Source organism: Microbacterium sp. VKM Ac-2923, from assembly GCF_022815605.1.
In the GTDB taxonomy this organism is placed as follows: domain Bacteria; phylum Actinomycetota; class Actinomycetes; order Actinomycetales; family Microbacteriaceae; genus Microbacterium.
Window position 1 is genome coordinate 13,898 of sequence record NZ_JALGRP010000015.1, and the last position, 20,990, is coordinate 34,887.

Here is a 20,990-nt window from a genome sequence, read left to right on the forward strand (position 1 = left end):
CCCTTCACTGAGGGTATAGTGGATGCCATCATGACCACGTCCTCCGAGCACAACGCCGCCGCCTGTCGCGCATCGCGGCACACTCGCGTGCAGCACCTCGTCACGGCCGACGAGACCTCGCTCGTCGAGCTTGAGACGCTGCTCACGACGCTTCCGATCTGCTCGACCGGGCGCGTATTCGTCGAGGTCCCGGACGAGTCGTGGATCGGCCGCATCGCCGCTCCGGCGCGCATGACGCTCACTTGGCTCGATCGCTCACGCCGAGCGGGTGCCCCGGGCACCGGACGCGGCTGCGTCCCGGGCGAGGCCCTCGCCCGTGCGGTGTCGGGCTGGGCGGGCGAGATGCTCTGCGCCGACGACGACGCGACGCGCGTGGTCCTGCTGGGCGGCTATCTCGGCACGGCGGAGATCGTCGACGACCTCACGGGTCGTCACGGCGTCGACGCCCAGGCCATCCACACGCCCGAGCGTTTCGGCCTCGCGACCGCGCGCTGACGCGCCCCGTCGGGCGCCCACCCACGGCGTCGCGCGCTGACGCGCACCAGCGTGGCTGTCCGCCGACCCGCGCTGCGCCGACTCTGACGGTCGGGCGCCGACTGCCAGCGTCTTGCGCTGGAGTCGACCGGTTCTCGGACGATCCTGCGTCGCACGCCGCTCTCAACCGGTCGGGGCGAAAGCGGCTCCCCGAGCGGAGGACCGCCGGTGTGGCATCCCTTCTCCGCTCGCGGAAGAAGTCCTCCCGCCGCCGCGGGACGGCGCCGACCCTCCCTCCTCAGCTGCCGCGAGGCACGTAGTTGCCCTCGACCAGTCCCGCCTCGATCTCGAAGCGGTTGCGCAACGGATCGCGACCCGCCAGCGCGTACAGCGCGGGCATGAGGAAGCCGTAGCGGCGCCACTGCCGTCGATGCACGGCCTCGTGACCGAGCACCGTGTCGGTGGGACGGTCGTCGCCGGTGAGGAAGCATCCGCCGACGCACACGCCGCCGCGCGGGAACGCCCACGCCGGCAGCCCGCGGAACACCCATAGTCCTTGCCGCTTCTCGATGCGCCCGGTGCTCCACAGCGAGCCCCAGACCCACCCGACGGTGCAGCCGTACCAGTACCCGACTCGGCTCACGGGCGAGTCGAGCAGGGCCGCGGGGATGAACCGGTCGAATCGACGCCCGCGGGCGACCGCACGGTCGGCTCGCTCCCGCCATCCGGCGGGAGGTCGGCGGATCGGGCTCACGCGAGGGCCCCGATCAGACGCAGGATGGTGCCGAGATCGTCGACGGCGGCAGTCGGCGACGAGGGGGAGAACTCCGTCAGCGTCGCGCCGGCGAGGGGGAGATGCTCGCGCAGGCGTCGGATGGATGCCACGACGTCGACGGTCCGGGCGCCGAACGGCTCGGGCAGGGCGACGCCGGTCATCTCGGCGGGGTCGAGCACGTCGAGGTCGACGTGCACGTACACGCGGGACGCTCCCGTGGCGAGGACCGCCTCCGTCAGCACGTCGGGGTCACCGAGTTCATTCGGCGCGATCACGCGGACGCCGTGATGGTCGAGATAACGCTGCTCCTCGGCATCCGTCGACCGCGTCCCGGCCAGCACGAGGCGGGTGGGTGGAATGCCGGGATCGAGGCGCAGGAAGCTCTCGCCTTCGCCTGTCACGGCTCTCAGAACCATGCCGTGGAAGGCGCCGCTGGGCGAGGTGGCGGGGGTGTTCAGGTCGGCGTGGGCATCGATCCACACCACCGCGAGGTCGTCTCCCGCGACGGGCGTGAGCGAGCCGAGGGCCACTCCGCAGTCGCCGCCCACGACGATCGCGGGCTCGTCGGACGCGCGGACGGCAGCCTCGATCCGTTCGCGCATCCGCACGAGCGCGCTGAGGCGGTGCACACCCGTTCCCTGTGCGTCGCCGGCCTCGGTGGGACCGTCGACCACGGTGGTCGATCCGCGGGGGAGGTCGCCGGCGATCGCTTCTGCGCCGTCGATGAGTTGCATGGCGCGCGACGACGACGACCCCTGCCACTGCGGGGCGACGATGAATCGGGTCACGGGTGCTCCTGACCGGAAGACGTGAGTGCACCGCCCGGCTGAGCGGGCGGTGCACTCACGAGGGGTGTCAGACCTGGTCGGGGCTGGGGGCGTCGATCGCGGCGCGCTGCGGGCCGCCGACCTTGAGCGCGGCGAGACGCGCCTCGACCTCGGTGAGTTCGCCGACGTCATCGAGCGCGTTGAACTGCGCGTCGATGCTGGACGCCGCGAGTTCCTGCTTGCCGGCGGCGAGGGCCTCTTCACGGCGGATCTTGTCTTCGAAACGACCCAGCTCGCTGGTGGGGTCGAGGACGTCGATCGACTTGACCGCATCGTGGACCTTGTTCTGCGCCTCGGCGACCTTGGCACGCGCTGTGAGCTCGTTGCGCTTCGCACGCAGCTGGTCCAGCTTGCCCTTCATGCCGTTGAGGCCGTCTTTGAGCTTGTCGACGACTTCGGTCTGCGCGGCGATCGTGGGAGCGGCCGCCTTCGCCTCGCCCTCGGCCGAGATCTGGCGCTGGAGGGCGATCTTGGCAAGGTTGTCGAACTTGTCGGCCTCACCGGCGTTGCCCGAAGCGCGCAGCTCGTCGCCCTTGCGGCTGGCGGCGAGGGCCTTGTTTCCCCACTCCGCGGCAGCCTGCATGTCTTCCTGGTGATCGCGTTCGAGCAGGCGCAGGTTGCCGATCGTCTCGGCGATGGCGGACTCTGCGTCGGCGATCGAGTTGGAGTAATCGCGGACGAGCTGGTCGAGCATCTTCTGCGGGTCCTCGGCCTGGTCGAGGAGCGAGTTGATGTTCGCGCGGACGAGGGTCGAGATGCGACCGAAGATGGACTGCTTGGCCATGCGGGGTGTTCCTTCCTGAGGGCGACGATGTCGAGTCTGGTGTCGGATGCTACGAATTCTCTGTGATCGGGCGGCGCGCCGGCGAGGGATGGACTAGCGGCGTCGCCCGCTTCCCCCGCCGGCGCGGCTGCGGCCCCCACCGGAGAAGCCGCTTCCGCCGCCGGCACGGCTGCGCCCACCGCCGGAGAAGCCGCCGCCGGCGCGGGAGCGCCCGCCGCTCACCCCGCCGAAGCCGCCGAAGCCGCCGCCCGCGCCGCCAAGGCCGCCGCCGCCGAATCCTCCGCGGCGCCGACCCCCGCCGCCGAGGAGGGCATCGATGGCGATACCACCGATGAGGGCGCCCATCATGCCACCGCCGCCCGAGCCGCCGAAGCCGCCCGAGCCCCCGAAGGCGCCGACGTCGTTCTGCGCCAGGGAGGCCGCCTCGCCGGCCAGCTGGGCGGCGCGTCGGGCGGAGGCGAGCGCGGCGGCAGGGTCGGCGGCGCGCCCTTGCTCCGCCTGCACGAGGGCGGCGCCGGCCTCGGCGAGGCGCGTGCGGGCGGTGGGACCGACCGCCCCGCGGCGCGCCGAGATGAAGTCCTCCGTCGCCGAGACCTGCGCCCGCGCCTGCGCGAGCACGGCGTCGAGCTGGCTCTCCGCGCGGCGGCTGCGCTCGGCCTGGTCGCGTGCCGCATCGAGCACCGCGTCGATGGTGGTGTTCGCCTGTTGCAGCGAATCCACGGCGCGCAGGGGGCTCGCGCGCACGGCGTCGAGGGCCCCCCGTCCGGCCTCGAGTTGGGTGCGCGCCGATGTCGCCGCGGCGGCGACTCGTCCGTCGGGATCGCTCAGTCGCGTGGCTGCGGCCAGATCGCCCTCGATCTCGGCGACGAGTGCCGAGGCGCGCTGCTGCGCCTCAGCGAGAGTCGTGCCGAGTGCGGCGATGGAGCGTTCGAGGGTTTCGGCCTGCGAGACGGCGGCCTGAGCAGCGCGGATCGCGACCGCAGCCTCGCCGGTGCGCCCGCCGCTGAGCGCGGCCTCGGCCGCGCCCTGCTGCTCGGCGGCGAGATCGAGCCGCGCGCGTGCCTGGGCGGGATTGTCGGAGATCGGGGCGAGGGCGTCGTCGGCGAAGCGCTCGCGCAACCCGGCGAGGTCTGCTTCTGCCGCCGTCAGTGCGGCTTCTGCTGCGCTGCGCCGCTCTCGCGTGACGGCGAGGGCGGCGGGGGCGTCGGCCTCGAGGGCGCGGAGCTCATCGAACGCCGCGGTCTTGGCATCCAGCGCCTCGTCGGCGCTCGCGCACAAGCGGATGATCTCCGCGTACCCGGCGCGCTGTTGATCGTTCGTCTCGGGCACGTCGTCGTCGAGTTGCTGCTGGATCGAGAAGGCGCGATCGAGATCGACCTTGGCCTGCGCCACGACCTCGATGAACGGAGCCGCCGCCGCGTCGCCGAACTGCGCACGCGCGAATCCCACCTCTTGCTCGCTGGTCTTGACGGCATCGTCGGTGGCCACGAGAGCTGATCCCGCTCGCCGGGACAGGTCTTCGACGCTCTCGGCCGCCCCGCCCGCCGTGCTGTCCGACGCCCGCTGCCGACGGCGGAGTGCGAGCCAGACGAGACCGACCGCGATGGCCAGCAGGAGGAGTCCGACGAGGATGATCGGACCGAGCGCCGGGCCGCCGGGCCCGGCGGGGGAGGGGGGCGGAGCGGGCTCGCCTCCACCCGCCTGCGTATGAGCGGCGCGGATGCCGTCGGCCGCCGAGATCGCCGCTTGCGCGTCGTCGCCGACCTCGAGCGCCGGTTGGACGCGGTTCTGCTCGATCTCACCCAGCTGCGCGGCCGAGAGGACGCCGTCCTCGGCGTCTCCGGAGAGGTAGTAAGCGAAGGAATCGCCGCTGATGGCGATGGCGAGCACGTATTGATCCGCGCCGAGCTCGTTGCGGTTCGCCGTCTCGTTCGCCCAATCCGCGGCACCGGGCGGGTCCGTGAATTCGGGGACGTAGACGACCCACATGTCGAGACCGGTCTGGTCGTGGAGCGCGACCAGGCGACTCTGCACGGTGGCCTCTTCAGCGTCGGTGAGGGCGTCGACCCTGTCGATGACGTAGCTGGAGCCCAGCGAGGGCGGGGGGACGGCCGCGGCGCTCAGCGGGGCGACGAGCACACCGGCGAGCACGAACAACAGCATGGTGAGCACCCGTGGCGCCCTGAGCTTTCGCATGCTTCCCCCTTCGGTCGCCGCACGGTCCCACCCTACAAACGACTGCCGACATCGGGGTGTCAGGCGATGACGGATCGGCGCGTCCACTGCGGGGGCTCCGCCCCGCCGCCTAGGCTCGGGCGTTCGGAGGTACCAATGGACGACCGCTACGGCACCGATGTGCTCGCCCGCGGCTGGCGCGACGCCGGACGCACGAAGCCCACTCAGACGGCCGCGTCGACCGGCCTGGTCGTGGAAGTCGTCGGCGACGGGTTCGTCGGCGCGGTGACCCGCGTCGACGGAATGAACGTCGAGCTCGAGGACCGGTTCGGCAAGCGTCGCCTCTTCCCCCTCGGCGGGGGCTTCCTCGTGGACGGTGGCCCGGTCGTGCTCACTGCTCCCACAGCCACCGCCGCGAAGGGACGCACGCGCACCGCCTCCGGGTCGTTCGCCGTCGCGGACCAGCGCGCGCGAACGGCCCGCGCGAGTCGCATCTTCGTCGAGGGCAAGCACGATGCCGAGCTCGTCGAGAAGGTGTGGGGCGCCGATCTGCGCGCCGAGGGCGTGGTGGTGGAGTTCCTCGAGGGCGTCGACCTGCTCGAGCAGACCCTGGATGCCGAGCCCCCCACCGCCGAGCGCCGTTACGGCGTGCTCGTGGATCACCTCGTGCCGAACTCGAAGGAATCGCGCATCGCCGAGAAGATCGCTCGCGGTCGTCACGGCGCGCACGTGCGTATCGTCGGCCACCCCTTCGTCGACGTCTGGCAGTGCGTGACGCCGCGAGCCCTCGGTATCGCCGCCTGGCCCGAGGTGCCCCGCGGCATCGAATGGAAGGTGGGCGTGTGCCGCGCCCTCGGCTGGCCCGCAGAGGAGCAGGCCGACACCGCCCGGGCGTGGCAGCACATCCTGTCGAAGGTCACCACCTTCCGCGACCTCGAACCGGCGCTCCTGGGCCGTGTCGAGGAGCTCATCGATTTCGTGACTGTCCCGTGAGCGGCCGCAAGCGCTCGCTCTCGCGCGAGTCGCCAGGATCTGTCGCTTCCGTTGAGGAGAAGCGACAAATCCTGGCGAGTCGCGCGACGGATAGCCTGGAACCTATGGATGCCGCCCCCGTCTTCCGCGACAAGCCGGTGTCGTTCGTGCGTCGGAGCGGCCGGATGTCGGAGGCGCAGGATCGTGCGTGGGCCGACCTCTCGCCGTTCTACCTGCTGTCGGTGCAGCGCGCGGCCGCCACGACCAGTGTGAGGGCCGGAACCGCCGTCGATCCGGCAGAGGTGTACGGCCGCCGGGCGCGACTGGTGGTCGAGATCGGCTCCGGACAGGGGCACCAGATCGTCTCGGCCGCAGCGGCCGACCCCGACACCGACTTCCTGGCCGTCGAGGTGTTCACCGCGGGCCTCGCCCGCACGATGCTCGACGCCGACCGCGAGGGCGTGAAGAACCTCCGCCTCGTCGAGGCCAACGCGCCGGAGGCGCTCGAGCACCTGTTGCCGCCGGCATCCGTCGACGAGCTGTGGGTGTTCTTCCCCGACCCCTGGCACAAGAACAAGCACACCAAGCGCCGCCTCATCGCGCCCGACTTCGCCCGCGTCGCCGCTCACGCCGTCCGCCCCGGGGGAACCCTGCGCCTCGCCACCGACTGGCAGGACTACGCCGACCAGATGCGCGATGTGCTCGATGAGTCACCGGGATTCGAGCGCGCGTTCGCGGGGGAGTGGGCCGACCGCTTCGAGGGCCGCGTGCTGACGGCCTTCGAGAGCAAGGGACTCCGCGTCGGCCGCGACATTCGCGACCTCACCTACACGCGGGTCTCGTCGTGACCGCGCACACCGCCGTACCCGTCCGCGAGCGTTCCACGTGGACGCCGAAACTGATCCCGGCGCTCCTGGTGTGCCTCGCCGCCCCGGTGCTGTTCGTCGTGCAGATCGTGTGGCTCGGCTGGCTGCTGCTCGCGCTCGCCGTCGCCTCCGGGGTGCTCGTCGACCGTCGCATCGGCGTCGGTCTCGTCCGAAGCCGCGAACCGAGCATCGCCCGCGACGTGTCGCTGGTCGCGATCGGCCAGTTCATCGTGAGCCTCATCCCGCTGCACGCCGAACTCGACAACGCGGCTTTCCTGCGGTTCACGCTCGCCCTCGGCGGTGCCGTGGTGGTGCCCTACATGATCTCGCGGTTCGTCTACCGCGACTACGCGATCCGTTTCCCGTGGCGCGGCGGCGGCCGCTGGACGTGGTGGCAGTGGGCATGGCTCGGCGGCGTGATCGTGCTCGGCTACCTGATCCTGCCGTTCTACTTCATCACCTCGGGCGTGTACATGAACTGGCCGGTGGTGAACACCCCCGACCTGATCGCGCGCCTGTTCGTGGGCGTCGGCGCCGTCGGCATCTGGGACGAGCTCTTCTTCATCTGCACGGTCTTCGTGCTGCTGCGCCGTCACTTCCCCGACGTCACCGCCAACCTGTTGCAGAGCATCGTCTTCGTGTCGTTTCTCTGGGAGCTCGGGTATCAGGCATGGGGTCCGCTGCTCACGGTCCCGTTCGCGATCGTCCAGGGCTTCCTTTTCCTGAAGACCCGATCGCTCTGGTACGTCGTCACGGTGCACCTGCTCTTCGACGCCGTCGTGTTCGGTGTGCTCGTCCACGCCCACAACCCCGGCGCGGCATCCATCTTCCTCGTCTGACCGATCCCGCCACCGGATGCCTCCCCTCCGACGCCGGCGCCCGTCCCGGACTTCGACGGGGGTGGGCCTCGAATGACGGATGCCGCTGCACGGGCACTGCACAGGTCTGCTCGCTAGCCTGACCCTCGGACGCCCGCCGCGTCCCCGGACGAGGGATCAGTACCCGGACAGCGACAAGACTGGCCAAGGAGCATTGTCATGTCGTGGATCATCCTCATCGTGTCCGGCGTTCTCGAGGCCGTCTGGGCGACCGCCCTGGGCCGGTCGGAGGGCTTCTCCAAACTTTGGCCGAGCGTGATCTTCGGCGTCACCCTGGTGGCGTCCATGGGCGGGCTCGCCTTCGCGATGCGCGAGATCCCCACCGGGACCGCGTATGCGGTGTGGGTGGGCATCGGCGCAGCGCTCACCGTGGTGGTGGCGATGGTCACGGGCGCCGAGGCGATCTCGGTGGTGAAAGTCCTTCTCGTCCTGGGCCTCGTCGGCTGCGTGATCGGCCTGAAGCTCGTCGGAGATGCCCACTGACCTGGGGCTTCGTCTGGAAGTCAACGGGATGAAACGTCCATTTTCATCCGGTACCATCTGGTTTCCTGCACTTATCCGGGCCCGACACCGTCGTCACTCGCCCACATCTTCCCTTGTGAAAGGTTCCGAGTGAGCGCACCGCCGAGCGAGCTTGCCTCCCCGACACGTCCGTCGCGTGTCATCGCCCCGCCGAGTCGTCTGGATCGACTGCGCGACTCGCGCCTCGGTCGGTCGCTGCGTCAGTACGGCCACGACGTCCTGCGCAAGCCCGAGGGCATCGTCCCCATCGAGCGCGGGGCGTTCACCCGTGTGCTGCTGCTGTGGGCCGTCGCCCGGGTCGTCAGCTTCGGAATGCTGTGGGGCTACTACTCCATCGCGAAGGCGGCACGCTGGGGCTTCGGACCCGACAGTGAGCGTCTCGGCACGTTCTTCGATTACCTCACCGGCTGGGACGCCGACCGCTACGGGCAGATCGCGGCGCAGGGGTACCCGATGTCGCTGCCGATGAACGTCTCGGGCGACATCCTTCCGAACAACTGGGCATTCCTTCCCGTGTTCCCCACCCTGGTGCGCGTGATCTCGGGCGCCACCGGCCTCGGCTGGCAGCCCGTCTCGGTGCTGCTGAGCCTGGGGGCGAGCCTGGGTGCCACCTGGCTGCTGTTCGTGCTCATGCGCACGGTCACCAAGCCGCAGCCCGCCTGGTGGGCGGTGGTGTTCTTCTCCTTCGCGCCCATGTCGTTCCTCTTCGTGATCGGCTACAGCGAGGGCCTGTTCATGCTGCTGATGTTCGCCGGCATGCTGCTGGCGATCAAACGTCGCTACCTGTGGATCCTGCCGATCGGCGTCCTCACCGCGTACACCCGTCCGGGCGTGCTCGCGCTGGGGCTCGCCCTCGGCATCGTCTTCCTCGTGCGGTTCTTCCGTCGCAAGGTCGACCCGTTCCCGATGAAGGAATGGGCACCGCTAATGGCATCCGGTCTCGCGATCGCGGTGACGGGACTGTCGTGGAACCACATCGCGCAATACGTGACCGGCACGCACAACGCCTACATCCGCACCGAGCTCGGATGGTGGCTCGACTACGTCGGAAACGACGAGTTCACGCCCTTCACACCGTGGTTCCGTCAGGCGGGTACGCACCTCGGGGTCGTGGGCATCATCCTCGTCATCGCCCTGATCGTCGGCTTCATCGCCCTGATGTGGTCGCGCCCGGTGCGCAAGCTCGGGCTGATGGTGGTCGCGTACGGCTTCAGCTACGGCGTGTACATTCTCGCGGTGTTCCTGCCGCAGCAGAGCACCTTCCGGCTGCTGATGCCCATGGCGCCCCTGCTCGGGGACGAGCGCTGGTCGTCGACGCCCCGCAGACGGGTCGCGATCCTTGCGGGATGCCTCGTGCTCCAGGCCGTGGCGATTCTGCTGCTGTGGACCCGCGGCAACCCGTGATCCACCTCTGACGACGAGAGGGCGGAGCCGATCGACTCCGCCCTCTCGTCGTTCGCGCGGGCCTCAGTCGGGGCTTCCGCCGGGGTCCACGGCGTCGATCACGTCCTGCTCGACGGAGTTGTCGGCATCCATCTCGGCGGACCCGACGGACACGTCGTCATCGTGTGCGACGGCACCGGATGCGTCTTTCGCAGCGGGCGCGGGGTTCGTCTCCGGCGGAAGCGGAACGGTCGGTTCCGCGGGGGTGGGTGCGGTGGGCTCCGCGGGGTGCGGCACGGAGGGCTCGCCGGGTGCGGGTGTGCCGGGGTCGGAGGGCGTCTGGGGGAACGTCGGGGTGCTCATGGATCCGACTCTGCGCGCAGCCACCCGCGCGCGCGAGCCCCTTCCCGAGCCGTCCATCACGGTGTAGCCCGGACGGTTAGGCTCACGAGAAGGACGACCACGAGGGGATGACGTGTCGACGGCCCATGATGTGACACGGCGGGATGCCATCGCGCAGTACCGACTGATCGGTGAACCCGCCGAGCCCGACCTGCAGGGGCTCGTCGAGCTGGCCGCCGCCGTGTGTCGCGTGCCGACCGCGGTCATCAACATCATCGACGACCGCATGCAGCATCAGATCGCCGCGGTCGGCGTCCAGGCGGCCTCGTGCGCGCGCGAGGACTCGATGTGCGCGGCCGTGATCGCCGACCCTCGTCGCGTCGTCGTGTCCGATGCGCGTCTCGACCACCGTTTCGCCGCGAACCCCTTCGTCACCGGCGAGATCGCGTACACGCGGTTCTACGCGTCGAGCCCGCTCATCACGCCCGCGGGCGTTGCGATCGGAACCCTCTGCGTCTTCGACTCCGAGGTGGGCGAGCTCACGGACGTCTCGGCGCGTGGCCTCGATCTGCTTGCGCACCAAGTCATCGACGTGCTCGAACTCCGGCGCGTCCAGCGGGAGCTGCTGCAGTCGAACGCGCTGCTCGAAGATTTCGCGGTCCAGGTCAGCCACGACCTGCGCAACCCCCTCACCGCTCTCGCCGGTTTCCTCGAGATCGCCGCCGACAGCCCGGAGATGGCGGCTGCCCCGCGGGCCGCCTCCTCTCTCGCGCGCGCGGAAGCGGCGGCCACGCGCATGTCGAGCATGGTCACGGACCTTCTGGATTTCGCGCGCATGGGCGGGGCGAGGCCGCACATCACCGACGTCGACATCGCCGACACGGTGGATGCCGTCTTGGAGGACCTCGACGGCGCGCTCGTGCGCACGGGAGCCGAGGTCTCGGTCGCGGCGTCCACCTTCGTGCGCGGTGACGACACCCTGTTGCGCGTCCTGCTGCAGAATCTCATCGCCAATGCGGTGAAGTTCACCGTCGCCGCCGAGAGGGTTCCCCGCATCCGCGTGAGCGTCGAGACGCTGCCGGACGGATGGCGCATCAGCGTCGACGACAACGGCGACGCCCTCCCCGCGGAGTTGCGCGACCGGGTGTTCGAGCCGATGCAGCGCGGGCACGGCGGCGAGGTCCAGGGCATCGGCATCGGCCTGGCCACGTGCCGGCGCATCGTCGAGGCGCACGGCGGGTCCATCGGCCTCGGCGCGTCGCCCGCAGGCGGGACGCGCGCGTGGTTCGTGCTCCCCTCCGCGGCGTGAGCAGCCCGCCGCGGTACCGGGCGGCGTGCTGTGGCGCAACCTCCGAGACCGCCGACGACGGCGGGCCGTAGCGTGGGGGGTGCCGCATCTTCCGTGCCGCGGCATCCACCCCACCGCGTCGAGAGGAAAAACCCATGGCACGCAACGTGCGACTGCTGCACTGCACCCCGGACGACGTGTTCCGCGTTCTTGCGAACGGGTGGCTCTACCCGCTGTGGGTCGTGGGCACCTCGCGTATGCGCGACGTCGACGACACGTGGCCCGCTGCGGGCTCCACGCTGCACCACTCCTTCGGGTCCTGGCCCCTGCTGGTGAACGACACCACCGTGATGCGCGTATGGGAGCCCCCCTACCGTGCCGTGATGGAGCCGCACGGCGGCCCCATCGGCATCGCCCGCGTCGCGATCGATGTCGCACCCCGCGGGGATGCGTGCGTCGTGCGCATCCAGGAGGAGCCGGTCAGCGGCCCCACCCGCATCCTTCCCGATGTCGTGTTCGACGCGATCACGAGGTGGCGCAACGCCGAGACGCTGCACCGTCTGGCCTATCTCGCCGAGGGAGGGGCTCCCGGTACCGTCGGGGGCGCCGACGCCATCGGGCACGAGTCCACCGCGGAGAAGGAGCCGATCGACCGATGAGCGAGAGCTACGACGCGATCATCGTCGGCTCCGGCCCCAATGGCCTGGCGGCGGCCGTCACGCTCGCGCGCGCGGGGCTGTCAGTGGCGGTCTACGAGAGGGCATCGTCCTTCGGGGGAGCGTCGTCGACCGCTGAACTCACCCTTCCGGGCTTCCACCACGACGTCGGATCGGCCGTTCATCCGCTCGCGCTGGAATCCTGGTTCTTCCGGGAGTTCGGTCTGGACCGTCGCATCCGTCTCGTCGTCCCCGAGGTCTCGTACGCCCACCCGCTCGACGGGGGGCATGCGGCGCTGGCCTTCCGGGACCTCTCTCGCACCGCGGCGGGTCTCGGCGTCGACGGTCCCGCATACGAGCGGTTGATGCGTCCCCTCGTCGACCGCCTCCGGGGAATCGCCGACTTCACCGGGAATGCGCTGCTGCGGATCCCGGGCGATCCCCTCGCGGCGACGTTCTTCGGCATCCGGTCCCTCGAGCAGGGGGGACCGTGGTGGAACGCGCGCTTCCGCGAGGAGGTTGCGCCGAGCCTCATCACGGGTGTCTCCGCGCACACGATCCTGCATCAGCCGAGCCTGGCCGCGGGAGGGGCGGGCCTGGTCCTGGCCACGTACGGACACGGCCGGGGCTGGCCGATTCCGATCGGGGGCAGTCAGGCGATCGCGGACGCGATGATCTCCGACATCCGAGATCACGGGGGAGTGCTGCACGCGGGGGTCGAGGTGACTTCTCTCGACGAGCTCCCGCCGGCGCGGGCGGTGCTGCTGGACACGACGCCGCGGTCGTTGATCCGTCTGGCGGGGGATCGGATGCCGACGACCTATCGCCGTGCCCTGGAGCGCTTCCGGTACGGCGGCGGCGTGGCGAAGGTCGACTTCGCCCTGTCGGAGCCGGTGCCGTGGGCGAGCGCCGACGTCGCACGGTCGGGAACGGTGCATGTCGGAGGGACGCGGGCCGAGATCGCCGCGGCCGAGAACGCCGTCGCTCGGGGCGATCTGCCCGACGCCCCGTACGTCCTCGCCGCTCAGCCTTCGCTGTTCGATGCCACCCGCGCGCCGGAGGGGGCGCACGTGCTGTGGGCCTACACACATGTGCCGGCGGGGAGCCCCGCCGACCGCGAAGCGGCGATCGTGGCGCAGATCGAGCGCTTCGCGCCGGGGTTTCGTGACACGATCCTGGCCTCCGCCTCTCGCACGGCGGTGGACATCGAGGCATGGAACCCCAACTTCCCCGGCGGAGACATCTCGGCGGGAGCGCCGACCTTCTCGCAACTCCTCGGTCGTCCCGTGTACAGCCCCGACCCCTGGCGTACGCCCCTGCGGGGCGTGTACCTGTGCTCGTCGTCGACGAGCCCGGGTCCGGGCGTGCACGGTCTTGCGGGCTGGCAGGCCGCCCTGAGCGCCCTGCGCCATGAGTTCGGCACGCGCCTGCGGCCGAGGCTGGCTCCGCGCGAGGATCAGCTCCTCGCCGCGGAATCCTGACGTGCCGGAGGGTGACAGCGTCTTCCGTCTGAGGCGACGTCTGGAGACGGCGACGCGAGGTGCTCGGGTGGTCGACGGCGAGCTCAGATCCGGCGCCGCCGCAGGCCATTCGCTTGCGGGGCGGTCGATCCGCGAGTACGACACCCACGGCAAGCACCTGCTCACGCGCTTCGACGACGGCTGGACCCTGCACACGCACCTGCGGATGCAGGGCGGCTGGACGATCACCCGGCCGGGCCGGGCGCTGCCGCGCGCGGCGCGCGAGAAGGCGCGCGTACGCCTCCGTCTCGACGACGGCCGTGAGGTGTGGGGGCTCGACCTCCCGGTCGTCGAGCTCGTACCGACCGTGCGGGAGCGCGACGTCGTGGGGTTCCTCGGGCCGGATCCCCTGAGAGAGGACTGGGACGCTGCGGAGGCCGTGCGTCGACTGTCCGCGCGACCCGATCGGCCGTTCGTGGCGACGCTTCTCGATCAGACGCGGATCGCCGGGCTCGGCAATCTCTGGGTGAACGAGCTGGCGTTCCTCCGTGGCATCCATCCGTTCGCGCCGATCGGCGCCACCGACATCGACGCCCTCGTCGCGCTGGCGGCGCGGTGCCTGCGGATCTCGGCCACGGTCCCGGGAATGTACCAAGTGACCACCGGCGATCGTCGGGCGGGGTCGTCGCATTGGGTCGCAGGCCGCGCCGGGCGAGCGTGCCTCCGCTGTGGCACACGGGTTCGCGTGCGCGACGAGGTGGCGAACGACCCCGAGCAGCGCCGGACCTGGTGGTGCCCGGGGTGTCAGCCCCTGCCGGGCGACGGGCGCGTCGCAACGCTCTGAGGGAGCCGCCGTATGGGGGAGGAGCGCGTGAGTCCTCGCGACGGCGAGAGAGCGGTTGCCGCCACGTCGCTCGCGAACACCAGTCGTTGACTGGGTGATGTGTCAGGTGAACATCAGTCGTGCCACCTGCTCCCGCGCTCAGCCACGCCGACCGATGAACGCGCCCCGTGTCACCCTGATGCGGCAGAGACCGCGTCGGCGGTACGGAGGGACGAGAGATGACTCACAAAGGCCTTATCGACATCGGGCAAGAGCGTGATCGCCGCGGGATCACCGAACCGACACGGAGGTCGATGATTTCCGCCACCGTTCTGGCGGTACCCGCTTTCGTCGCCGTGACCTCGACCCCCGCCTTCGCCGCCAGTGCATCCGTTCTGACGCTCCAGGTGTCACCGGTGTCCGGGGCGCCCGTCGGGGGCAATGTGAGCGTCACGGGCAAATACGAGGGCGCGGTACGCGGGCAACGTCTGACCCTGTCGAGCTCCGACCCGAACGTCACGCTGGCGCGCACGTCCTTCTCCCTGACGACCGCCGGAACGTTCTCGACGACGGCGGCGATCAAGAGAGTCAAGACGTCCACTACGGCCACCATCACCGCCGCGTCCAACGGCGTGACGACGTCAGCACCTTTCTCCTACGTCTTCACGCCCGTCGCGTCCATCTCCGTCGCTCTCTCGAGGTCGTTCTCGGGCGACACGCAGCAGTACTACATCAATGTGTCCGGGAAGCTCAGTGCAGCCAATGGCGACGGCGTCCCGTACCGCACGGTGTCGATCACATCCAGCGAGGGCGGGACCTGGCGGACCGATCTCGGAGGCAACACCCCCGACAGCTCCTCCACGGGGAACTACACCTCTCAGATGTACCTGAACAGCGGCGGAGCGCGAACGATCACGTTCACCGTCACGTACGAGGGTGTGTCCGAATCAGGGTCGATCGCGATCGCCGGATCGTAGGGATCCCGGATCGGGAGCGGCCGTCGTCGGCGAAACTCTGATCAGCCGATGTCGCCGGCGGGCGAGCCGTCGGCGGTCGCCGCATCATCGGCGTCCTTTTGTGCAGCGGCACCTTCTTCAGGCGACTCACTGCCTGAGCCGTTCGACGTATCGTCCGGCGCGGTGCCGTGGTCGTCGTTCGAGTGACCGTCGTGGTGTGTCATGGGTGCTCCATCCTTCGCGTGGGAGGTTCGACGTTGGCACGCCGTACCCGTGGTGTCCAGGGGGTCGACGCAGGTCGCTTTCTCCGGTCGCGCCGGTCCCGCGAGGCCTGCCGGGACCGCCGAGCTCGCTCGGGCCGGCCCTCCCATCGCCGTCAGAGGTACGGGGCGAGCGCGCCCGCGGTCAGACCGAGGGCGAGGGCCGTCCCTCCCACCGCGGTCGCGGTCACCATCGTCGCTCGATCCCGACGGCGGCGCCGCGAGACATTCGCCGGGTGCGTTGTCGATCGCAGGGAGGACTTCGCCGTGGTGAGGGCGTCGTAGCGGCCGACGGGCACACCATGCGCATCGCGTGCGACGAACCCGCCGGCCACGGCATCGACGCAACCGAAGTACTCGCCGCCGCGGTGAGCGACCCAGAAGCCCGCGTCGACCTTCGCCCAGAAGACGCGCACGGATGCGAGGGGAGTGGCGGATTCCGCGAAGGTCACGGCCACGTCAGGCCGCCGCGGAGAGAGCGCGGTTGCGACCACCTGCGGAGCGGGCGGGCGTGGCCCGCGGGCCGTGTCCGGCTCCGGGGATCTGAGCGGCCAGGTCGACCGTGAGACCCGCGGAGGAATTCGCCATGTCCGCCATGTTCTTGAGCGTGGTGGTGTCCAGCGACTCGGGCTCGGCGGAGTCGAAGACGAACCGCAACGCGATGGCCGGCTGCAACCAGAGGGTGGAACGACCGGGGGCGCCGTCGACGTGGGTCCAGTTGAGGGTGAAGCTCTCGCTCCGGCGCAGCTTGGTGGTCGCGACCACCTTGATGTGCGAGAGAAGCCGGTCGGGGATGCGGATCGACTCGGTCGACGTCCCGTAGTACAGGTGGCCCATGGGGTGCTCCCTTCGAAAGCGATTAGCTGCCCTGAGAACATACTTGGTGAGTAACTAGTTTTCCTAACTATTATTTCTGTTGTATAGTCGCCAGAAGCGTGAGGAGAGTGCCATGACAGACGTCGATACCTCTCTCCGTGCACAAGAGTCAGCGGCATCCGGTGGTCAGCCCACTTACTGGTACGGCGATGAGCCGGCTGATGGTCGGCAGCGCAGCAAGGCCGTCCTCGAGGCGCTGCGCGTCTACCGTGCCGCTGAGGTGGCGATGCGCCGTCGTACCCGCGACTCGATGTCGATGGGCGAGAACGAACTCCTCGTCCTGCGGTATCTGCTGCGTGATTCTCAGCGGCAGGTGCGTCCGGGTGAACTCACCCGATACCTCGGTCTGTCGACGGCCTCGACGACGGCGATCCTCGACCGGCTGGAACGATCCGGTCACATCACACGTGCGGCGAACCCCGATGATCGACGCAGCATCTTCATCGCTGCCACACCCCGGGCCGACGCCGAAGTGCGTCAGACGCTGGGCAATATGCACGGCCGCATGCTCTCCGCCGTCATCGACATGACGCCCACCGAGTCCGCGGCCGTCGTCTCGTTCCTGCAGCGCATGATCGACGCCGTCGACGGTGTCGCCGTCGAAATCCCGGCGGTCGATTCACCGTGATCTACGTGCTCGTCGGCGGCCCGCGCGACGGACAGCACGTGGACGATCTCCCTCGCGGCTATCGCCTGTCGCTCAGCGATCCCCAACCCGAGCGCTTCGGTGAGTTCGACACGGTGCGCGCGGTGTGGTTCGAACTCGACGAATCCCTATTCCGCACCGCCCAACGGCGGGACTGAGGCGTACCTCACCGGTCGTATCGGGGCAACCCGCCCGCGCCGGGCTTGATCGGGCCGCAGGGTGGGGAAATGCGTTGCGTGACCTATGCCGGCGAGACCGTGATCACCACCGACGACGTCGCAGCGTCGCTCATCGAACTGACCGCGGCTACTGCGCGCGAAGGACAGTCCGAGGCCGTCAGCATCCCCATCGTCACCGAGGCGGGAAAGGTCGCACAGGCGGAGCTGGTGATCGGCGTCGGCAACGACGTCTTGTCCGCCCCCCTCGAATGGGACGACGAGGAACCCGACTTCGCGGACTTCGCCGTCGAACTGCGCCGACACCGCCTGTTTCCGCGTCGGCGCCTGCAGGCCGTCGAATCCGGCCCGGACGACGATGAGCCCGTCGAGTGGGATTTCGACCAGCCGACGCAGGCCTGACCTCGACGCGGGATGATCCGCGGGTACGCCGTCGCCCCGAGCCTTGCCAGAGGTTCTCGGAATCCGCTATGTTCGCAAACCTGTGCCAATCGGCACGGGAGCTGAGAAAGGACGAGGGCGATGACCGCGGAGCGCAATCCCCGTCGAGAGCAGAAGCAGTACCTGCCTCTCTTCTCCTCGTCGTACCCTCCGGCGCTGGTCGTCTAGACACCCGTCTTCTCACGCCCCGCACCTGACAGGTCGGGGCGTTCTCTCTTTCCACGGAGTGGGGAGTGTGCCCTGGCCTGTGGCTCCCTCACCGCGCATCCGCGCACCACACGAAGGAAAGGATCCATGCAGAAGCTCACCGAACGACTGGTGTCGTGGGCGAGCCTGATCGATGAGAAGACCATCGAGCAGGCACGTACGTCGTCACGCATGCCGTTCATCTACCCCCACCTTGCCCTCATGCCCGACGCCCATCTGGGCCTGGGTGCGACGGTGGGTTCGGTCATCCCCACGCTCGGGGCTGTCATGCCCGCGGCCGTCGGTGTCGACATCGGGTGCGGCATGATCGCCGTCAAGACACAGTTCCAGGCCTCCGACCTCGACGGTCGCAACCTCGCGGAGGTCCGGCAGCAGATCGAGCGCGCCATCCCGCTGTCGGCCGGGCGCGACAATCGCAGGATCGTGGCGACCGCCGAGCCCCGCGTGGCCGAGCTCGAGGAGCTCGCCGCGAAGGCCGGGTTCGACCCGGCGACCTACGCCGGTCACTGGCGGCAGCAGCTCGGTTCGCTGGGCAGCGGCAATCACTTCATCGAGATCTCGCTCGACGAGAACGATGACGTGTGGATGTTCCTGCACTCGGGCTCGCGAGGCGTCGGCAACCGCATCGCGCAGCATCACATCAAGGTTGCGCAGCACCTGGCGAGACAGTGGTGGATCGAGCTTCCTCACCCCGACCTGGCCTACCTCGTGGAAGGGACCCCGGAGTTCGCCCGCTACATCCGGGAGCTTCGGTGGGCGCAGCACTTCGCTCTCCTCAACCGCGAAGAGATGATGGACCGCGTCGCGAACCAGCTCGGCCGATTCCTGGAAACGCCCGTGGAGGAACGCGAGCGGATCAACTGCCATCACAACTTCACCGAATCCGAGAGGCACTTCGGCAAGCAGGTGTGGGTGTCGCGAAAAGGCGCGATCATGGCCGATGCCGGGCGCCCGGGTCTCATCCCCGGATCGATGGGAACTGCTTCCTACGTCGTGGAGGGGCGCGGCAACCCGGTCGCACTCAACTCCTCCCCGCACGGCGCGGGGCGTGAGCACTCCCGGTCGGCCGCCCGCAGGACCTTCACGCACGAGCAGTTGCGTGAGGCCATGGTCGGCATCGAGTACCGCGACACGGACGCGTTCATCGATGAGATCCCGCAGGCGTACAAGCCGATCGACCGGGTCATGGCGGACGCCGCCGACCTGGTGTCCGTTCGGCACACGCTGCGACAGATCGTCAACGTGAAGGGCGATTGACCCGGATGCCACGGGTGCGACACTGCGCCCGTGGCATCCGTCGTCTCCGCCGATCCCCGGCGCGGGACGTCTGGAGGGGCACGGCGCGGGGCTAGCCTGCCGGGATGACCGAACCGATGACGTGGATGATCACCGGAGCCAATCGGGGCCTCGGCCGAGCCCTCACGGTCGCGGTCCTCGAAGCGGGACACCACGTGGTGGCGACGACGCGCGGCGAAAGCTCCCTGCCCACGCACGACAGACTGCGGGTGCTGCACCTCGACGTCCGCGACAGGGACGCCGCTCGACGCTGCGTCCACGAGGCCGCCTCCGTTACCGGGCGACTCGACGTCCTCGTCAACAATGCCGGCTACGGACTTATCGGTGCGATCGAGGAGGTGAGCGAGACGGATCTGCGGGAGATCGTCGAGACGAACACCTTCGGACCCGTCTGGCTCTGCCAGGCGGCGATTCCCCTCATGCGGGACCAGGGGTCAGGGCACATCGTTCAGATATCGACCGTCGGAGCCGTCGGGACGATGCCGATGCTCGGCGCCTACAACGCCTCGAAGTGGGCCTTGGAGGCGTTCAGCGAGGCCATGGCGGCGGAGGTTCGCGACTTCGGCATCCGGGTGTCCCTCATCGAGCCCGGAGCGCTCGACACGGAGTGGGCCGGGGGCAGCATGCGCTTCTCCACGCCCTCCGCAGCGTACGAGCGCCTGCGCGAGGACCTGTTCGGCACGGCCGAGGTACCGTGGCCCGTGGCGGAGCCGGTCGGCGGAACCTCCCCTCGAGACGCAGCCGTCGAGATCATCTCGCATGTCCTGGGCACGGGTGACGGTCGGCTCCGTGTCCTGATCGGCGACGACGCTCCCGCCGCCGTCCGCACGGCACTCGACCGGCGTCGCGACGACTACGCGCGCGATCCCCGGTTCCGCGATGACGGCGTCTGAGTGCACATCGCGACGCCGCGCCGGTTCGGACCCGACGCGGTCGCTCGCCGTGGAGGCGGCGTGTCAGCCGATGCGCTCGGGACGGTACCTGTCGTCGCTGAACCCGATGATGAGGAACCCGATGAAAGCGAAGATCCAGAGGAGGAAGAGCGAGAACACGATTCCGTGGCCGAACGCCCTGCCCACACGGACCGCGACGATCACGTGGAACACGATGTTGACGATCGGGATCAGGTAGAGCAGGGCGAGCCACCCCGAGAATCCGGCGATCTTCGTGAGGAACACGACGTTGACGATCGGGATGATCGCGAGCCAGCCCGCGTAGCCCGCCTTGGTGAACACCTTCCACAGCGCCACGACCGCGACGACGTAGAGGGCGAGGCCGATGAGCGACGTGGTGCCGTTCAGGGCGAAGATCGAGGTCTGGTCGGTGATCGACGAGGTCAGCATGCGCTCATCGTAGGGCCCCGACGTCGTGCGCGATGCGCTGTCACGACGGAGCCATGCCGTGCTGCCGGGTTTAGCCTCGGGGGAGGAGCACGGCAGGGACGGTGAACGGATGAGCGAGCGCAGGTTCGAGTGGGGCGGATTGGGCGCCGACCGCGGCGATTACGTCACGGCGGCGGAGGCTCTCGCCATGCTGGAGGTGCTCTGCTTGGCTCAGGCCGACCTGTCGGTGACCACATCGCTGCGCGACGGGGCGGCATGGGCGCGACTCGCCCGCGGCGAACGCTGGGCGCTGGTGTCGACGCCCGGATCGCGGTGGTTCTCCGTCGAGACCGACACGGGCCACCGACTGCAGTTGGTGGATGCCGACTCGTCGAAGGATCAGAGCGCCCAGCTTCTGGCCGCGTACGTCGATATCGCCGACGCGTACGTTCGCGGCACTGCGCAACCGTTGCGTGCGCGGGCACTCGGTGGTTCCACGATCGCGCTCGACGTGAACGGGCGACAGGTCATCCTGGCCCAGCCTCTGGTCCGCCGGCTGCGGGCGCTGCTCGGCCGCTAAGCCCG

Annotated in this window: 26 protein-coding genes and 1 riboswitch; of the genes, 17 read left to right on the forward strand and 9 right to left on the reverse strand. The window is 69.7% G+C overall.

What is annotated here, in order from left to right:
• Positions 1–30 precede the first annotated feature (30 nt).
• Positions 31–495, forward strand: coding sequence for an SIP domain-containing protein (locus MT347_RS16730; RefSeq protein WP_243502521.1), 465 nt, complete (start codon positions 31–33; stop codon positions 493–495).
• Between the two features lie 277 nt (positions 496–772).
• Here the strand turns inward: MT347_RS16730 and MT347_RS16735 are convergent, their stop codons facing one another.
• The 4 genes from MT347_RS16735 to MT347_RS16750 all read right to left on the reverse strand — a co-directional run bounded on the left by MT347_RS16735 (position 773) and on the right by MT347_RS16750 (position 5,056).
• Positions 773–1,228, reverse strand: coding sequence for a Fe-S oxidoreductase (locus MT347_RS16735; RefSeq protein WP_243502522.1), 456 nt, complete (start codon positions 1,226–1,228; stop codon positions 773–775).
• Entirely contained in the window at positions 1,225–2,037 is an 813-nt protein-coding gene (locus MT347_RS16740) for an arginase family protein (RefSeq protein WP_243502523.1), read from the reverse strand. Before MT347_RS16740 ends, MT347_RS16735 begins: the two co-directional genes overlap by 4 nt.
• 67 nt (positions 2,038–2,104) lie before the next feature.
• On the reverse strand, positions 2,105–2,860 hold the full coding sequence (locus MT347_RS16745) for a PspA/IM30 family protein (protein WP_243502524.1): 756 nt from the start codon (positions 2,858–2,860) through the stop codon (positions 2,105–2,107).
• Positions 2,861–2,953: 93 nt separating this feature from the next.
• Positions 2,954–5,056: a TPM domain-containing protein gene (locus MT347_RS16750; RefSeq protein ID WP_243502525.1), complete on the reverse strand. Its 2,103-nt coding sequence runs from the start codon at positions 5,054–5,056 to the stop codon at positions 2,954–2,956.
• Positions 5,057–5,191: 135 nt separating this feature from the next.
• Here MT347_RS16750 and MT347_RS16755 point away from each other — a divergent pair, with 135 nt between their 5' ends.
• The 5 genes from MT347_RS16755 (at position 5,192) to MT347_RS16775 (ending at position 9,677) form a co-directional block, all read left to right on the forward strand.
• Positions 5,192–6,028: a DUF3097 domain-containing protein gene (locus tag MT347_RS16755; RefSeq protein ID WP_243502526.1), complete on the forward strand. Its 837-nt coding sequence runs from the start codon at positions 5,192–5,194 to the stop codon at positions 6,026–6,028.
• Between the two features lie 104 nt (positions 6,029–6,132).
• Positions 6,133–6,855 (forward strand): tRNA (guanosine(46)-N7)-methyltransferase TrmB, encoded by a 723-nt coding sequence (gene trmB / locus MT347_RS16760; RefSeq protein ID WP_243502527.1) that lies wholly within the window; start codon positions 6,133–6,135, stop codon positions 6,853–6,855.
• On the forward strand, positions 6,852–7,712 hold the full coding sequence (locus MT347_RS16765) for a CPBP family intramembrane glutamic endopeptidase (protein WP_243502528.1): 861 nt from the start codon (positions 6,852–6,854) through the stop codon (positions 7,710–7,712). The genes trmB and MT347_RS16765 overlap by 4 nt, the downstream gene beginning before the upstream one ends.
• Positions 7,713–7,835: 123 nt before the next feature.
• Positions 7,836–7,900, forward strand: a riboswitch (guanidine-III (ykkC-III) riboswitch).
• 10 nt (positions 7,901–7,910) lie between these two features.
• The gene (locus MT347_RS16770) at positions 7,911–8,234 is read left to right on the forward strand and encodes a multidrug efflux SMR transporter (RefSeq protein WP_243502529.1); all 324 of its coding nucleotides are present in this window, start codon (positions 7,911–7,913) and stop codon (positions 8,232–8,234) included.
• Positions 8,235–8,363: 129 nt separating this feature from the next.
• Positions 8,364–9,677 carry a hypothetical protein gene (locus tag MT347_RS16775; protein WP_243502530.1) on the forward strand — a complete coding sequence of 438 codons (1,314 nt, stop codon included), beginning with the start codon at positions 8,364–8,366 and terminating at the stop codon, positions 9,675–9,677.
• 63 nt (positions 9,678–9,740) lie between these two features.
• Here MT347_RS16775 and MT347_RS16780 read toward each other — a convergent pair whose 3' ends face one another.
• The gene (locus tag MT347_RS16780; RefSeq protein WP_243502561.1) at positions 9,741–10,019 is read right to left on the reverse strand and encodes a hypothetical protein; all 279 of its coding nucleotides are present in this window, start codon (positions 10,017–10,019) and stop codon (positions 9,741–9,743) included.
• Positions 10,020–10,131: 112 nt separating this feature from the next.
• On the opposite strand from MT347_RS16780, the gene MT347_RS16785 reads away from it, so the two are divergent.
• The 5 genes from MT347_RS16785 (at position 10,132) to MT347_RS16805 (ending at position 15,202) form a co-directional block, all read left to right on the forward strand.
• A complete protein-coding gene (locus MT347_RS16785) occupies positions 10,132–11,307 on the forward strand; it encodes an ATP-binding protein (RefSeq protein ID WP_243502531.1) in 1,176 nt (391 codons plus the stop codon).
• A gap of 134 nt (positions 11,308–11,441) precedes the next feature.
• Positions 11,442–11,945 carry an SRPBCC family protein gene (locus MT347_RS16790; RefSeq protein WP_243502532.1) on the forward strand — a complete coding sequence of 168 codons (504 nt, stop codon included), beginning with the start codon at positions 11,442–11,444 and terminating at the stop codon, positions 11,943–11,945.
• Entirely contained in the window at positions 11,942–13,423 is a 1,482-nt protein-coding gene (locus MT347_RS16795) for an NAD(P)/FAD-dependent oxidoreductase (protein WP_243502533.1), read from the forward strand. Before MT347_RS16790 ends, MT347_RS16795 begins: the two co-directional genes overlap by 4 nt.
• A 1-nt stretch (position 13,424) precedes the next feature.
• Complete coding sequence (locus tag MT347_RS16800; RefSeq protein WP_243502534.1) at positions 13,425–14,246, forward strand: DNA-formamidopyrimidine glycosylase family protein; 822 nt, start codon at positions 13,425–13,427, stop codon at positions 14,244–14,246.
• A 293-nt stretch (positions 14,247–14,539) separates the two neighbouring features.
• The gene (locus MT347_RS16805; protein ID WP_243502535.1) at positions 14,540–15,202 is read left to right on the forward strand and encodes a hypothetical protein; all 663 of its coding nucleotides are present in this window, start codon (positions 14,540–14,542) and stop codon (positions 15,200–15,202) included.
• 41 nt (positions 15,203–15,243) lie between these two features.
• On the opposite strand, the gene MT347_RS16810 is transcribed toward MT347_RS16805, so the two are convergent.
• The 3 genes from MT347_RS16810 to MT347_RS16820 form a co-directional block, all read right to left on the reverse strand.
• Positions 15,244–15,405, reverse strand: a complete 162-nt coding sequence (locus MT347_RS16810; protein WP_243502536.1) for a hypothetical protein — start codon at positions 15,403–15,405, stop codon at positions 15,244–15,246.
• A 152-nt stretch (positions 15,406–15,557) separates the two neighbouring features.
• On the reverse strand, positions 15,558–15,893 hold the full coding sequence (locus MT347_RS16815) for a hypothetical protein (protein ID WP_243502537.1): 336 nt from the start codon (positions 15,891–15,893) through the stop codon (positions 15,558–15,560).
• A gap of 7 nt (positions 15,894–15,900) precedes the next feature.
• A complete protein-coding gene (locus MT347_RS16820) occupies positions 15,901–16,278 on the reverse strand; it encodes a hypothetical protein (protein WP_243502538.1) in 378 nt (125 codons plus the stop codon).
• A gap of 112 nt (positions 16,279–16,390) precedes the next feature.
• Between MT347_RS16820 and MT347_RS16825 the strand changes: the two genes are divergently transcribed.
• The 5 genes from MT347_RS16825 to MT347_RS16845 all read left to right on the forward strand — a co-directional run bounded on the left by MT347_RS16825 (position 16,391) and on the right by MT347_RS16845 (position 19,976).
• Complete coding sequence (locus MT347_RS16825) at positions 16,391–16,945, forward strand: MarR family winged helix-turn-helix transcriptional regulator (RefSeq protein WP_243502539.1); 555 nt, start codon at positions 16,391–16,393, stop codon at positions 16,943–16,945.
• The gene (locus MT347_RS16830; protein ID WP_243502540.1) at positions 16,942–17,121 is read left to right on the forward strand and encodes a hypothetical protein; all 180 of its coding nucleotides are present in this window, start codon (positions 16,942–16,944) and stop codon (positions 17,119–17,121) included. The genes MT347_RS16825 and MT347_RS16830 overlap by 4 nt, the downstream gene beginning before the upstream one ends.
• 69 nt (positions 17,122–17,190) lie before the next feature.
• Positions 17,191–17,541 (forward strand): hypothetical protein, encoded by a 351-nt coding sequence (locus tag MT347_RS16835; RefSeq protein ID WP_243502541.1) that lies wholly within the window; start codon positions 17,191–17,193, stop codon positions 17,539–17,541.
• 333 nt (positions 17,542–17,874) lie between these two features.
• Positions 17,875–19,044, forward strand: coding sequence for an RtcB family protein (locus MT347_RS16840; protein ID WP_243502542.1), 1,170 nt, complete (start codon positions 17,875–17,877; stop codon positions 19,042–19,044).
• A 104-nt stretch (positions 19,045–19,148) separates the two neighbouring features.
• On the forward strand, positions 19,149–19,976 hold the full coding sequence (locus MT347_RS16845; protein ID WP_243502543.1) for an SDR family NAD(P)-dependent oxidoreductase: 828 nt from the start codon (positions 19,149–19,151) through the stop codon (positions 19,974–19,976).
• 63 nt (positions 19,977–20,039) lie between these two features.
• Here MT347_RS16845 and MT347_RS16850 read toward each other — a convergent pair whose 3' ends face one another.
• Positions 20,040–20,426, reverse strand: coding sequence for a DUF5684 domain-containing protein (locus MT347_RS16850; RefSeq protein WP_243502544.1), 387 nt, complete (start codon positions 20,424–20,426; stop codon positions 20,040–20,042).
• A 109-nt stretch (positions 20,427–20,535) separates the two neighbouring features.
• Here MT347_RS16850 and MT347_RS16855 point away from each other — a divergent pair, with 109 nt between their 5' ends.
• Complete coding sequence (locus MT347_RS16855; RefSeq protein ID WP_243502545.1) at positions 20,536–20,985, forward strand: hypothetical protein; 450 nt, start codon at positions 20,536–20,538, stop codon at positions 20,983–20,985.
• Positions 20,986–20,990 lie beyond the last annotated feature (5 nt).

What these genes read in the sequence shown, in the direction of transcription:
- MT347_RS16770 (WP_243502529.1), top strand. Translation starts at nt 7,911, where the DNA reads ATGTCGTGGATCATCCTCATCGTGTCCGGCGTTCTCGAGGCCGTCTGG.
- trmB (WP_243502527.1), top strand. Translation starts at nt 6,133, where the DNA reads ATGGATGCCGCCCCCGTCTTCCGCGACAAGCCGGTGTCGTTCGTGCGT.
- MT347_RS16810 (WP_243502536.1), bottom strand. Translation starts at nt 15,405, where the DNA reads ATGACACACCACGACGGTCACTCGAACGACGACCACGGCACCGCGCCG.
- MT347_RS16855 (WP_243502545.1), top strand. Translation starts at nt 20,536, where the DNA reads ATGAGCGAGCGCAGGTTCGAGTGGGGCGGATTGGGCGCCGACCGCGGC.
- MT347_RS16850 (WP_243502544.1), bottom strand. Translation starts at nt 20,426, where the DNA reads ATGCTGACCTCGTCGATCACCGACCAGACCTCGATCTTCGCCCTGAAC.
- MT347_RS16825 (WP_243502539.1), top strand. Translation starts at nt 16,391, where the DNA reads ATGACAGACGTCGATACCTCTCTCCGTGCACAAGAGTCAGCGGCATCC.
- MT347_RS16795 (WP_243502533.1), top strand. Translation starts at nt 11,942, where the DNA reads ATGAGCGAGAGCTACGACGCGATCATCGTCGGCTCCGGCCCCAATGGC.
- MT347_RS16845 (WP_243502543.1), top strand. Translation starts at nt 19,149, where the DNA reads ATGACCGAACCGATGACGTGGATGATCACCGGAGCCAATCGGGGCCTC.
- MT347_RS16750 (WP_243502525.1), bottom strand. Translation starts at nt 5,056, where the DNA reads ATGCGAAAGCTCAGGGCGCCACGGGTGCTCACCATGCTGTTGTTCGTG.
- MT347_RS16790 (WP_243502532.1), top strand. Translation starts at nt 11,442, where the DNA reads ATGGCACGCAACGTGCGACTGCTGCACTGCACCCCGGACGACGTGTTC.
- MT347_RS16745 (WP_243502524.1), bottom strand. Translation starts at nt 2,860, where the DNA reads ATGGCCAAGCAGTCCATCTTCGGTCGCATCTCGACCCTCGTCCGCGCG.
- MT347_RS16730 (WP_243502521.1), top strand. Translation starts at nt 31, where the DNA reads ATGACCACGTCCTCCGAGCACAACGCCGCCGCCTGTCGCGCATCGCGG.
- MT347_RS16835 (WP_243502541.1), top strand. Translation starts at nt 17,191, where the DNA reads ATGCGTTGCGTGACCTATGCCGGCGAGACCGTGATCACCACCGACGAC.
- MT347_RS16805 (WP_243502535.1), top strand. Translation starts at nt 14,540, where the DNA reads ATGATTTCCGCCACCGTTCTGGCGGTACCCGCTTTCGTCGCCGTGACC.
- MT347_RS16840 (WP_243502542.1), top strand. Translation starts at nt 17,875, where the DNA reads ATGCAGAAGCTCACCGAACGACTGGTGTCGTGGGCGAGCCTGATCGAT.
- MT347_RS16755 (WP_243502526.1), top strand. Translation starts at nt 5,192, where the DNA reads ATGGACGACCGCTACGGCACCGATGTGCTCGCCCGCGGCTGGCGCGAC.
- MT347_RS16820 (WP_243502538.1), bottom strand. Translation starts at nt 16,278, where the DNA reads ATGGGCCACCTGTACTACGGGACGTCGACCGAGTCGATCCGCATCCCC.
- MT347_RS16780 (WP_243502561.1), bottom strand. Translation starts at nt 10,019, where the DNA reads ATGAGCACCCCGACGTTCCCCCAGACGCCCTCCGACCCCGGCACACCC.